A 13,534-nucleotide genomic window follows, 5' to 3' on the forward strand; every position below is an offset into this window, starting at 1 on the left:
AAGCCCCTGCTTAACTACAAGGGGTTTTTTTATGCAATTTAATTTGTTTTTTACAAGCATTTTATACCTTAGCCAAACCCAAATTATTAAATCTGATCATGACTGAAATTTCTTCGTCAAAGCTTACCCGCAACGCTGTTTTCCTGGTGTTGGTGGCCTCGCTTGGCTACTTCGTTGATATATATGACCTTTTAGTTTTTTCGATAGTACGTAAAGCCAGTTTGCATGACATTGGCGTAGCTGATGCAGATATATTGGCTAAGGGCCAGTTTATCATCAACGTGCAAATGTTCGGTTTGCTGCTGGGCGGTTTGCTGTGGGGCGTTGTAGGCGATAAAATGGGCCGTATAAAGGTTTTATTCGGTTCTATACTGTTATACTCTATTGCCAATTTTGCCAATGCCTTTGTAACTGATGTAAATACCTATGCCATTATCCGTTTTATAGCAGGTATTGGTTTGGCGGGTGAGCTTGGCGCAGGTATAACCCTGGTAACAGAAACACTGAGTAAAGAGAAACGTGGCTACGGCACCATGATAGTTGCTGTTATAGGTTTATTTGGCGCTGCAGCAGCTTATGCTGTAGCTAAAAACGGCTGGCAGCACGCTTATATGGTAGGTGGCGGTTTAGGTATTGTACTGCTGTTGCTGCGTGTTGGTACTTTTGAATCGGGTATGTTTAAGAACGTGCAGGAAAGCAAGGTGTCAAAGGGCAACTTCTTTATGTTATTTACCAATGCAGAACGATTTAAAAAATACCTGTACTGCATTTTGATAGGCGCACCGCTCTGGTACGTGGTAGGTGTGCTCGTAACCCTATCGCCAGAGTTTGGAAAAGCCCTGGGCGCTGCCGAACCACTTAGCGCCGGCGAAGGTGTGCTTTATACTTACATTGGTATTGCCATAGGCGATATTTTTGCAGGCTTACTGGCGCAGGTCACCAAATCGCGTAAATTAACTATGGCAGTATTTCTGATATTGTCAGTTGTAAGCGCATTTACCTATTTGGGTTCAAAAGGCATCACACACGATAAATTTGTTTGGATCTGTTTCTTTATGGGATGCACGGTTGGCTACTGGGCCACATTTGTAACCATAGCTGCCGAGCAATTCGGTACAAATATCCGCTCAACAGTTACCACCACAGTGCCCAATTTTGTACGCGGGTCGTTAATACCCATTAATATTGCTTTTAATGCCTTTGTAGTTCATTACGGCATGGTTACAAGCGGTTATATCATGATGGTGATACTAACGCTTATCTCGCTGTTCTCGTTAAGCCAGCTAAAGGAAACATTTGGCAAGGATCTGAACTACGTTGAGGAAGAAGCAGGGATCAGTTAATTAGTTATTCGGGATTAGGTATTAGTTACTCCTGTTTTTGGGGGGAGTTATTGGCATTATCCAGTAACGGATAACTAATCACTATTTAACAAATAACAATTACCTGCTTAACTAATCACTAATTAACAAATAACTACATTTGTACCGATGATAAGCAAGGAACAAATAGCTGCCGATTATAAACAGATACAGGACGAGATATGCGCCGCGCTTGAAACGACAGACGGCAAAGCAACCTTTGAAGAAGAAGTTTGGGATCGTGAAGGCGGCGGTGGTGGCCGTACCCGTATTATCCAAAACGGCAATATATTTGAAAAAGGCGGCGTAAACTTTTCGGCTGTGCATGGCCAGTTGCCTCACACCATTAAAAAAGCCCTTAATGTAGAGCAGGACGACTTTTTCGCCACAGGCGTATCTATTGTTATCCATCCAAATCATCCGTTGGTGCCCATCATCCACATGAACATCAGGTACTTTGAAATGCCCTCGTCATTTAATAATGCCACACCACCGGTACGCTGGTTTGGGGGTGGGATAGACCTTACACCGCATTACGTAGTTGAGGATGACGCGCGCTTTTTCCATCAGCAGTTAAAAGACGTTTGCGACCAATTCAATCACGATTTTTACCAGCGTTTTAAGGTTTGGGCCGATAACTATTTTTTTATCAAACACCGGGATGAAACCCGGGGTATAGGAGGTATATTTTACGATCGCTTAACTGCTACCGACGAGATCAGTTGGGAAACCGTGTTCGAGTTCTCAAAAGCATTAGGTCGTTCTTTCATCCCAACATATACCGAACTGGTTAACCGTAACCGCGATAAGCAATTCACCGAAGATCAGCAGCAATGGCAATACCAGCGCCGCAGCCGCTACACCGAGTTTAACCTGGTTTACGATGCAGGTACCAAATTCGGGCTGGAAACCAACGGCCGTATCGAATCGATATTAATGAGCCTGCCGCCAACCGCTAAATGGGTATATAATTACCAGGCGCAGCCGGGCAGCGAAGAGGAGAAAACATTATCCCTGTTAAAAAAAGGCATTAACTGGGTTTAAGTATGATAAAGAAGATTGTACCGGCTTTTTTAATACTGGCTATACTGTTGGCCTTTACCGCAGATGTATCATTAAAAGGCAACTGGGAGTACAGCGGCGGCGTATACAATGGTAAACCGGAACCTGCATCTAAAGATTACACTTTACGAAGGCAGTATGATGAAGCGCATTACACTGCTTTATTCATTGAAAAAGGCGCGGAACCTATCCCTTATGAGAAGGGCGACTATGTTTTAAAACCTGATACCTGCCTGGAAACGCAAACCTTTAGCGCCCAGCCGTCCAAATTGCTTAATGTCACTCTCAAATATCGCTATCAAATAAAAAACGACACCCTTACTTTTAGCGGTATTTTACCTAACGGAACCATTGTGCAGGAGTACTGGAAAAAGGTAAAATAAGCGGCTGCTTTTTATATTGTAACATTACTATTGTTTTACGGCAAAAAAGGTGGAAAACAAGTATAAATGTTAGCAAAAACATATCTCAAAAACCATATAAATTCTTAACTTCGCAGGTCATATAAAAACACATTTTTATATACGCATTTACTGTTAGAATTTTCCACTAAGAAAAACCAATGGCTGAAGAAACCGAAGATAATTCGCACAAAGAAGACAGGATAATTTCAATAAATATTGATGAGGAGATGCGAGCCGCTTACATTGATTATTCAATGTCGGTTATCGTATCAAGGGCATTGCCCGATGTACGCGATGGTTTAAAACCAGTACACAGGCGTGTGTTATATGGTATGCTCGATCTGGGTTTAGCAAACAACAAACCGTATAAAAAATCGGCCCGTATTGTGGGTGAGGTTTTGGGTAAGTACCACCCGCATGGCGATACATCTGTATATGATGCCATGGTACGTATGGCGCAGGACTGGAGCTTACGTTACCCATTTGTTGAAGGACAGGGTAACTACGGTTCAATTGATGGTGACCAACCGGCAGCGATGCGTTATACCGAGGCTAAACTGCAAAAGATAGCCGAAGAGATGCTGGCCGATATCAATAAAGATACCATCGACTTCCAGTTGAACTTTGACGACTCGTTACAGGAACCAACCGTATTACCTGCAAAATTCCCTAACCTTTTGGTTAATGGTGCATCAGGTATCGCGGTAGGTATGGCAACTAATATGGCGCCGCATAACTTAACAGAAATTGTTAACGCCACTATAGCGCTTATTGATAACCGCCAGATTGATATAGCCGAGCTGATGACATATGTTAAAGGACCGGATTTCCCTACAGGAGGTATTATATATGGTTACGAAGGCCCGCGCCAGGCTTTAGAAACAGGCCGCGGCCGTATTGTGATACGTGCCCGCGCCGAAATTGAAACTTACGGCAGCGACCGCGAGCGTATTGTTGTTAGCGAAATACCTTACCAGGTAAACAAAGCGCTGATGATTGAACGTACTGCAGAGCTTGTTAACGAAAAGAAAATTGAAGGCATAACCGCCATTCGCGATGAATCTAACCGCGAGGGTATCCGTGTTGTTTATGAGATAAAACGCGACTCGAACGCGGCTATCGTATTAAATAACCTTTATAAATATACGGCGCTGCAAACATCATTTAGCGTAAATAATATTGCGTTGGTACATGGCCGCCCAATGCTGCTTAACCTGAGGGATCTGATCCATCACTTTGTTGAGCACAGGCATGAGGTGGTTATCCGCCGTACCAAGTTTGAACTTGCCGAGGCAGAAAAACGCGCTCATATCTTAGAGGGATTGCTGATAGCGCTTGACCATATTGAGGAAGTTATTAAGCTGATCCGTGCATCATCAACACCTGATGAGGCAAGAGAAGGTTTGATGAGCCAGTTTGGCTTAAGCGATATCCAGGCACGTGCCATATTGGATATGACCTTAAGGCGTTTAACCGGACTTGAGCGCGATAAAATACGCGATGAGTACGATGCTTTAATGAAAACTATAGAATATTTGAAATCTATCCTTGCTGATGAAGGCCTGCGGATGCAGATCATCAAAGATGAATTGATAGAAATAAGGGAAAAATATGGTGATGAGCGTAAAACCGAAATGGTACACTCATCCGCAGAAATGCAAACCGAAGACTTTATTGAAGATGAAGATGTTGTTATCACCATCTCGCGCGAGGGTTACATTAAACGTACCTCGCTTACTGAGTACCGCAGGCAGGGCAGGGGTGGTAAAGGATCAATAGGCAGTAACAGCCGCGATGCCGATTTTATTGAGCATTTATTGATAGCAAGTAACCACAACTACATGCTGTTCTTTACCGAAAGCGGCCAATGTTTCTGGTTAAGGGTATTTGAAATTCCGGAAGGCACACGTACATCTAAAGGCCGTGCCATCCAAAACATCATCAATATACCTAAAGAGGAGAATATTAAAGCTTACATCAAGCTAAAATCGCTTAAGGATAAAGAGTACCTGGAAAACAACTTTATTATTATGTGTACCCGTAAAGGTGTTATCAAGAAAACATCTTTAGAGGCATACTCGCGCCCGCGTGCTAATGGTATCAATGCCATCAATATTAACGAGGGCGATTCATTACTGGAAGCAACATTAACCACCGGCAGCAGCGAAATTGTAATGGCGCTGCAATCTGGCCGTGCTATCCGCTTTAATGAAAGTACCGTTAGGCCGATGGGCCGTACAGCTACAGGTGTGCGCGGTATCAGCCTTGATAGTGATAATGATGAAGTTATTGGTATGATAGCCATTGATGATAAAGAAACAACTGTATTGGTTGTATCTGAAAAAGGATATGGTAAACGTACCGATATTGAGGACTACCGTGTTACTAACCGTGGTGGTAAAGGTGTAAAAACCCTTAACATAACTGAAAAAACCGGAAACCTTGTTGCTATAAAAGGTGTTACTGATAAAGAGGACCTGATGATCATCAATAAATCGGGTATCATTATACGTATGGCTATAAGCGAACTGCGTACAATGGGCCGCGCTACACAAGGGGTGAGGTTAATTACCCTGAAAGGTAGTGATGAGATAGCATCGGTAGCTAAAGTTGAGCACGAAGAGGAGGAAGAAGAATTGGTTGAAGGTGCTGAACTAACTGAGGGTGAACAACCTGCCGGCAAAACAACAGATACAATTACAGATACCGACGAGAGCAAAGGCGAAGAGCCGGCTGCCGACGACGACAAAACTGAATAATTAATGCAAAAGCGAAAGATCGGGATATTGATTTTAGCGTTGTTTACTACATCTTTTGCCTTCGGCCAGTCTGAAGCGTTAAAGGTTGTGGTAAACAACCTTGCTTTTTATAAGCAAAAGGGCGACCTTAAATATTTAAGCAACGCTAAAAAGTCTGCTGATAGTTTAGTGGTGACCAGGAAAGATTCTGCGGATCTGGAGAAGAATGTTTATCGCATCATAGTAAATTCCAGCATATTGTATACCGACTCTTTAAACAAATTGGGCCAGCCCGAGGCGTTTCTTGATCAAACCAGCGCACTGCTGGATAAATTTGCCGATAAAGGTAAAATATACAAATACCAGCCGGAAATGGACTATGCAAGGCGCTGCCTGGCAAATGTATACATCCGCAAAGGGTTTTTACTAACCAAAAACAACGATTTTAAAAACGCTGTTGATGCTTTCCAAAAAGCAAAGAAGTACGCACCCGCCCAAAAGCAAATAAACTCTTATATTGCTTATGCCAATAATAAGCTTGGCAACCTGCAGGATGCCGCTAAATATTACAGTACCCTTATAAGTACTGATAGTACCAAAGTAGAATACCTGGAAACAGCTTCAACAATTTATAAATCACTTGGCGACACAGCAAAAGCATTACAAATTGTAAAAAAGGGGAGGCGTTTACTGCCGCAAAACAAACAATTACTGCAAGATGAGGCTAATATTTATAATAACAAAAGAGACTACAAAGCGTTAGAACCTTTGTTGATTCCGCTGATTGATAATAATGTTAACAATCCGGATATTACTTTTGTAGCGGCAAATTGCTACGATAATTTAAACCAATATGACAAAGCTGAGTCGTTATACCTGCGGGCAATTGAATTAAATGGTAATGCTTACGAATCTGTATTTAATTTAGGTTTGCTATATTTTAAGAAAAGTACTTTAAAAAACAATAACGACGATAAGAATATTACAAGTGCCGTATTGTGGCTTGAAAAAGCTAATGAAATGGCGCCCCGTGATAAAAAATGCCTTGAGCTTTTACAATTGGCCTATACAAAAACCGGTAATCAGAACCAGTTGGATAGGATAAACAACAGGCTTGAGCAATTAAACTAAAACACACTAAACACTATAACTATTACAGCTGTAAACACTAACAACTGTAATTATCATTACCAATTTAAAACAATAAAAAATGAAAATTAAATTCTTAATGACAGGCCTTTTAGCCTTCATAACGGCATCAACTTTTGCACAAAAGGGAGAGCTGAACACGGCACAAACAGAATATGAGAAGTTTGAAGGCTTAAGGTCACAAATGGCCTTAGCTTTACCAAGCCTTAACAAAGCTAAAGAATCGATCGATAAAGCATCAGCTAATCAAAAAACAGCAGCGTTGCCACAAACATACGCTGTAAAAGCAAGCGTATATGGCGCGCTTGCTGAACTGGATACCGTGTCAACCACCTCGTTGCCATTATTTACCACAGCTGATGAAGCTTTGAAAAAAGCTAAAGAGCTTGATACAAAAGGCGAAAACAAAAAACTAATTGATAACGCAAACATCATTTTAGCCCGTTACCAGTTAAATAAAGGGGTAAAAGAATACCAGGCGCAAAAGTATGACCAAGCTTATAAGTCTTTTGAGTTTTATCGTTCGGTATTACCTGAAGACACTAACGCAATGCTTTACACCGGTTTAGCAGCGTCTAACGCTAAAAATTACCCGGCTGCAATTACAAACTACAATAAGCTGGTTACAACCAAATACTCTAAAAATGAAGGCGTTTATAACGACCTTGTAATGCTATACCTGAATAGCAAGGATACAACCGGTGCATTAAAAACCATTACAGATGCTTTGGTGAAATACCCTAACAGTGCCGATCTGAGAAGAACAGAGATTGAAATAAGCCTGCAACAAGGCAAACAAAAAGAAGTAATTGATAAAATTACAAGTGCAATTGCAAACGATCCTAAAAACAAAAACCTTTATTATTACGCAGGTTTAGTATATTCAAACATAGGCGATGCAGCAGCTCAAAAAATAGCTAAAGCTCCGGCAGCTTCTAAAGCGGCATTACAGACAGAAAAAGATCAGAATTTCCAGAAAGCGGCTGATATGTACAAAAAAGCGATTGAAATAGATCCAAACTATTTTGAGGCTAACCTTAATATTGGGTATGTAATAATATCGCCTGCAATTGATGCTTACAACGCGGCTAATAAATTGCCTACAAACCAGCAAAAAGCATATGATGCTGCAATGGCTAAAGCTAATGCACAGTTTGACCTTGCCAAACCATATTTACTGAAAGCGGTGGAGTTAAATCCAAAATCGTACGACGCATTAAACAACTTGCTTACTTACTACAAAGGCAAAAAAGATACTGCTAATATCACTAAGCTAAACGCACAAATAGCTGCATTACCTAAGCAATAGGGTATGCCAAATAATTAAAGCCCGCAAATAAGTGGGCTTTAATTTGATATTACTACTTAACATAATGTTAATTATGAGAATGAAATTCGAGCGGCTGAATGTGGCTTAATTATACCTATCAGCACCTTACCGTAACTAAACCTGCGAATATCCGGTAGGAACTAAAAAGGTATTTCTAATTTTAGAAATAGTATTTGCATACTGAGGATCTGATACTAATTTTTTCCATTCAGGATCGGCAACGAAGGCCAACCATCCTTTGTTGCGTTCATCCATATTGTCGCATGTGATCATATAAGTTAAACGAGGTTGTTTATCGCCGGCAATCACTTCGCCACAAAATACCGGGTTCAGTTTCGCCCTGTTAAAAATTGGAAACTCCCCATCGTGAAACATTTTAATTTTTCTTCTTACAGCATCTTCACTATAGCCTTCATACGTTCTTAATTCAAATATCCGCGATTCGCCCGGCGGGACAACCATTACCGGGAAACCATCAAAAGCAAGCATCAAAGTAGATGTAAAGCGGCTGTATATAGCTTTATTAGCCGGTATGCTGTTATATGCAGCGCTGTTCTTTATATAATCTGCGTCGGCTTTTATTTTTGTATATACAGAAAGGTAATTCTCAAGAGATGAATAAGGTGTAAGTAAATAAAATTTAGCAGGTTCTGATTGATTCCATTCTTTGAACACACCAACTTTTTTTACACCATATTTATTTAAAGCAGGAATTAGCGCTGTCTTAAAGTAATTATCCAGCTGCCCCTGGTCAGAACCGAAATTCATTTCATATTCACGCCATTCATACACTTCTTTTTGTGGTGGATATTGATCACCCGCTATTACAGGATTGATGGCTGCTGCCATACCCGCAGTAACCGCAAGCGAAGACTGAAGGAATTTTCTGCGTTGCATATTTGATTATGGTTTAAATTGATTTTAGATATGATAAATATATATAATTCTATCATACACAAGCAAATATCATAGATTATATTGTTCTAAATGTTAAATTGTCTGTACCAAGCCATATCCCTATATCATTGTCAGGAATGAAACATATTTTGGTTAACATCAGTATTACTTATTACAGATTTATCTAAACTTACCTCAAATTTAATAACACCTCAAAATGGACTTAAAATTAAAAGATAAAATAGCTTTAGTTACCGGTTCAACCGCCGGTATTGGCAATGCCATTGCCAGATCATTAGCAGCCGAAGGCGCAACAGTTTACATTAATGGCCGTAATCAAACTAAGGTTGACGAAGTTGTTGAGAAACTAAAAGGCGAAACAGGTAATGCAAACATTAAAGGTATTGCGGCAGATTTTTCTGACAGCCAACAGGTTGACGCTCTGCTTAAACAATTACCCGAGGTTGATATCCTGGTGAACAACGTTGGGATATTTGAACCTAAAGAGTTTAAAAACATTACCGATGAAGACTGGGTTAGGTTTTTTGAAGTGAATGTGTTAAGTGGTGTGCGTTTGGCCCGTGTGTATTTTGATAAAATGCTGGCCAAAAACTGGGGCCGTATCATATTTATCTCCAGCGAATCGGGCGTGCAGATCCCTGCGGAAATGATCCATTACGGGGTAACCAAAACCGCACAGATTGCCGTGGCACGCGGCCTTGCCGAGCTTACTGTAAATACCGGTGTTACCGTAAATACCGTATTGCCCGGCCCCACCCTTTCAGACGGTGTTGGCGATTTTATGAAAGCCTTGGCTGCCGACCAGGGTAAAACAGATGCCGAAATGGAAACCGAATTTTTTACCAGTATGCGCGGCTCGTCATTAATAAAACGTTTCCTGGACCCTGCAGAGATTGCCAACATGGTAACTTACATAGCCAGCCCTCTGTCATCGGCCACAAATGGTGCAACCTTGCGTACTGATGGCGGCGTTATCAAAACGGCGTTTTAACCGCAACATCAAAAAAAACAAAAGCCCGGACTATTTAGCCCGGGCTTTTTATCAGATATCAGTAACCAATTACATTGGTTTTTTAGTTGTATCTTTTTTAGTGGTATCCATTTTAACAGTGGTATCTGTTTTTGCACTATCAGGTGCCGGAGCCACAGTTGCTGCTGAGTCGGTTTTTGTGCTGTCAGAGCCGTCAGTAGATTTTGTTGAACTACAGCCCGCCGCAATTGAACCAACCATTGTCGCGACTAACGCGAAACTTAAAATGTGCTTTTTCATAGATATAAATTTAATAGTGATGTTAAACAAAATGCGTTCAGGTTATAAACCCTTAAACATTAAAGTTGTTTAATAAACTTTCCTTTATTATTCAATTAGCGTTCCAAAACCGCTTTTATTAAGGTTGTTTTTATGTCAAATAAATATCAACAATGTCGGTCAAAACAATAAAGTGAATAATATAATGCTGATATTTAACGCTGATGGTTGTATCAGAAAATACCCTTAAGTGGATCATGCGCCTCTACCCTCCCCTTTTATTTCAACGAATCTGGGTAAGGGGTTTCGATAAAGGGTTCAGAGGCGTTAGGGTAAAGATCATAAAAAGCATTTTCAATAAAAACTATAATGGATCTATATTTGGCGGCACAATTTTCGCCGCAGCCGACCCTTTTTACCCGGTATTGTTTGACAGGGTGCTGAACAATGGCGACAGGAAGCTGAGGATATGGTCTAAATCATCAAAAATTGATTTTTTGAAGCCTGCCGTATCCAGCGTTTCATTCAGCATAATTTTAACCGATACCGATATTGAACTGGCCATACAAACGTTAAATACTAATGGTAAGTACGAGCATTGCTTCCTGATAGAAATATTTGATAATAACAACGAGGTTTGCGCATCGTTAATGAACGAGGTTTACATACGCGACCTTAATTTTAAACCAACAGCTGTGTTATAAGATGCCTGTATTTATGAATGATGAGGCCTTTATTAAAAAAGGCTACCAGATATCAACAGATAAGTCATTACTGGATTTTGATACGATATTTAATTATCTTGACCAGCAATCGTATTGGGCAAAGGGTATGCCGCCCGGTAAACTGAAACGGGCCATAGCGCATTCGTTATGCTTTGGGGTGTATAAAGATGGCATACAGGCAGGCTTTGCGCGTGTGGTGACTGATGAGGCCACCTTCGCCTATCTTTGCGATGTATTTGTATTGCCGGCTTACCAGGGCGTTGGTTTATCAAAATGGCTTATGCAAACTATTATGGCACATCCCGGGTTACAGGGGTTGCGCAGATGGAGTTTAGCCACGCAGGATGCGCATGGTTTATATAAGCAGTTTGGGTTTACAGAAATTAATAACCCCGAACGCTGGATGCAGATTTTTACGCCTTACATAGCAGAATAACGAGGATTTGACAATGAATTTAAAACGACAGATTTTTGAGGGAGAAGGCGTATCACTCGATTTTAAGAAAACCATTACCAGTTGCGAAAAGATAGCCAAAACGATGGTATCATTTGCCAATAACGTTGGCGGCCGCTTGCTTATTGGCGTGCTTGATGACGGTACCATAAAAGGCGTAAAAGCCGAGGACGAGGAACGTTATATGATAACCAAGGCCGCGCACTTTTTTACCAGGCCGGCGCTCGAGCCAATTTTTGAGGAGGTTTATTACGACGATAAACTGGTACTGGTTGTTGATATCCCCGAAAGCGAAGAAAAACCACATTATGCCCTTGCCGAAGATGGTAAATGGTGGGTTTATATCCGCGTGAAAGACAAAAGCGTACTGGCCAGTAAAGTGGTGGTTGATGTGCTGAAACGATCGGCAGATGATAAGGGCGTGCTGATAGAATACTCCTCAAAAGAAAAAGCCCTGCTTGAGCACCTGGACAAAGAAGAGCGGATTACGGTAAAAGAATTTTGCACTTTGCTTAACATTGGCCGCAGGCGTGCGCAGCGCATCCTGGTTGATTTGGTGCTGAGTGGTATATTGCGTGTACACACCACCGAAAAAGAAGAGTTTTACACAGCCTCCTGATTTAGCCGGCTATTCGTTACTTTTGCCTCCCCACTGTAATGAAAGCCCTCTACCAAAAATACCGGTCCTATTATCGCGACAGCCTGAAACTGGCTGTACCGGTTGTGATATCACAGCTGGGCCACACCCTCGTACAAACATCCGATTCAATCATTGTAGGCCACTTTGCCGGCACTACGGCACTGGCGGCAGTATCATTGGTAAACAGCTTGTTTTTAGTACCCCTGGTAATCGGTATGGGCATTAGCTATGGTATAACCCCGTTAATTGCCCAAAACAACGGTCGCGGAAATTTTGCCGAGTGCGGCAGGCTGCTCTCCAATAGTTTCTTTTTAAATATCATCACCGGTATAGTTTTATTCTGCGCCATCTATTTTGGGGTGATTTTGTTTATAGATAAGCTGCACCAGGCGCCTGAGGTTGTTGTACAGGCCAAACCTTATTTATTCCTGCTAAGTTTATCCATCATCCCCTTGATGATTTTTAGCACATTTAAGCAATTTGCCGAGGGCCTTGGCTTCACAAAACAAGCTATGCTTGTATCCATATGGGGCAACATACTTAACATAGTATTAGGGATCATATTTGTAAAAGGCCTGTTTGGTGTTACCCCAATGGGGATAAAAGGCGTAGGTTACAGCACACTGATAGACCGTAGTGTAATGGCTATGGTAATGGCTGTATATGTTTTCCGTTCCCCTATCTTTAAAAAGTACCTGAAAGATTTCGCGATCCGGAATATCGATCGCATACGCGGTTTACAGATCATGAAGATAGGCACCCCGGTTGCCATGCAATACGTTTTTGAGGTTGGCGCCTTTGGTGGGGCTGCATTAATTATCGGCAGTATTGGTATGATAGAGCAAGCGGCCCACCAGGTAGCCATAAGCCTTGCCGCCATGACGTATATGATGGCGAGCGGAATTTCGTCAGCGGCGGCTATCCGTTCGGGTAATTATTTTGGCTCGGGCAATCATAAAGAACTGCGGCTTTCGGCTATCTCCAACTACCATATCGTTATTGTATTTATGAGTTGTACAGCAATCATATTTACCCTGTTTAATCAATATTTACCATGGATATATACTTCGGATAAAACTGTAATTGCTATTGCAGCACAGTTACTTATCGTGGCAGCCTTCTTCCAGTTGTTTGATGGCACACAGGTTGTTGGCCTGGGCGTACTGCGCGGCATGGGCGATGTAAATATGCCAACCGTTATCACCTTTATATCTTACTGGGTAATAGGTTTACCAATAGCTTATTTGCTGGGCGTACATCTTAATCTTGGCGTTATAGGCGTGTGGTATGGTTTGGTTTTAGGGCTGATGGCATCCTCAATAATGCTGTTTCTGCGGTTTCAAAAGATCAGTAAAAGCAATAACCTTATTATTGTTGATGATATAAAATAGTTGCTCTGCGCCTTGTATGCAACATATCATTTCGAACGAGGCACGAGGATTTTTATGCAGTCGCTCGGCTCCAGCCGAGTGACAACTATTCTGCGGCGTCCCGCCGCAGTTGT

13 protein-coding genes are annotated in these 13,534 nt (G+C 41.5%); 11 read left to right on the forward strand and 2 right to left on the reverse strand.

Annotated features, from left to right (window positions below):
• Positions 1–98 precede the first annotated feature (98 nt).
• The 6 genes from WC615_RS02055 to WC615_RS02080 all read left to right on the forward strand — a co-directional run bounded on the left by WC615_RS02055 (position 99) and on the right by WC615_RS02080 (position 8,023).
• Entirely contained in the window at positions 99–1,343 is a 1,245-nt protein-coding gene (locus WC615_RS02055; RefSeq protein ID WP_372976485.1) for an MFS transporter, read from the forward strand.
• 147 nt (positions 1,344–1,490) lie between these two features.
• Complete coding sequence (gene hemF, locus WC615_RS02060) at positions 1,491–2,405, forward strand: oxygen-dependent coproporphyrinogen oxidase (protein WP_372976486.1); 915 nt, start codon at positions 1,491–1,493, stop codon at positions 2,403–2,405.
• A gap of 2 nt (positions 2,406–2,407) precedes the next feature.
• Positions 2,408–2,806 (forward strand): hypothetical protein, encoded by a 399-nt coding sequence (locus tag WC615_RS02065; protein ID WP_372976487.1) that lies wholly within the window; start codon positions 2,408–2,410, stop codon positions 2,804–2,806.
• A gap of 179 nt (positions 2,807–2,985) precedes the next feature.
• A complete protein-coding gene (gyrA, locus tag WC615_RS02070; RefSeq protein WP_372976488.1) occupies positions 2,986–5,586 on the forward strand; it encodes a DNA gyrase subunit A in 2,601 nt (866 codons plus the stop codon).
• A gap of 3 nt (positions 5,587–5,589) precedes the next feature.
• A complete protein-coding gene (locus tag WC615_RS02075) occupies positions 5,590–6,696 on the forward strand; it encodes a tetratricopeptide repeat protein (RefSeq protein ID WP_372976489.1) in 1,107 nt (368 codons plus the stop codon).
• 79 nt (positions 6,697–6,775) lie between these two features.
• Complete coding sequence (locus tag WC615_RS02080; RefSeq protein ID WP_372976490.1) at positions 6,776–8,023, forward strand: tetratricopeptide repeat protein; 1,248 nt, start codon at positions 6,776–6,778, stop codon at positions 8,021–8,023.
• A gap of 135 nt (positions 8,024–8,158) precedes the next feature.
• Here the strand turns inward: WC615_RS02080 and WC615_RS02085 are convergent, their stop codons facing one another.
• A complete protein-coding gene (locus WC615_RS02085; RefSeq protein ID WP_372976491.1) occupies positions 8,159–8,941 on the reverse strand; it encodes an NIPSNAP family protein in 783 nt (260 codons plus the stop codon).
• 217 nt (positions 8,942–9,158) lie between these two features.
• On the opposite strand from WC615_RS02085, the gene WC615_RS02090 reads away from it, so the two are divergent.
• On the forward strand, positions 9,159–9,953 hold the full coding sequence (locus WC615_RS02090) for an SDR family NAD(P)-dependent oxidoreductase (protein WP_372976492.1): 795 nt from the start codon (positions 9,159–9,161) through the stop codon (positions 9,951–9,953).
• Between the two features lie 69 nt (positions 9,954–10,022).
• On the opposite strand, the gene WC615_RS02095 is transcribed toward WC615_RS02090, so the two are convergent.
• Positions 10,023–10,232, reverse strand: a complete 210-nt coding sequence (locus WC615_RS02095; protein ID WP_191174710.1) for a hypothetical protein — start codon at positions 10,230–10,232, stop codon at positions 10,023–10,025.
• A 203-nt stretch (positions 10,233–10,435) separates the two neighbouring features.
• Between WC615_RS02095 and WC615_RS02100 the strand changes: the two genes are divergently transcribed.
• The 4 genes from WC615_RS02100 to WC615_RS02115 are packed head-to-tail and all read left to right on the forward strand — an operon-like array spanning position 10,436 to position 13,421.
• Complete coding sequence (locus WC615_RS02100; protein WP_372976493.1) at positions 10,436–10,915, forward strand: DUF4442 domain-containing protein; 480 nt, start codon at positions 10,436–10,438, stop codon at positions 10,913–10,915.
• 1 nt (position 10,916) lies between these two features.
• On the forward strand, positions 10,917–11,372 hold the full coding sequence (locus WC615_RS02105) for a GNAT family N-acetyltransferase (protein ID WP_372976494.1): 456 nt from the start codon (positions 10,917–10,919) through the stop codon (positions 11,370–11,372).
• A 13-nt stretch (positions 11,373–11,385) separates the two neighbouring features.
• On the forward strand, positions 11,386–12,009 hold the full coding sequence (locus tag WC615_RS02110) for a helix-turn-helix domain-containing protein (RefSeq protein ID WP_372976495.1): 624 nt from the start codon (positions 11,386–11,388) through the stop codon (positions 12,007–12,009).
• Positions 12,010–12,047: 38 nt separating this feature from the next.
• Entirely contained in the window at positions 12,048–13,421 is a 1,374-nt protein-coding gene (locus WC615_RS02115) for an MATE family efflux transporter (protein WP_372976496.1), read from the forward strand.
• Positions 13,422–13,534: the final 113 nt, after the last annotated feature.

This window comes from Mucilaginibacter sp. (genome assembly GCF_041663085.1).
Taxonomy (GTDB): domain Bacteria; phylum Bacteroidota; class Bacteroidia; order Sphingobacteriales; family Sphingobacteriaceae; genus Mucilaginibacter.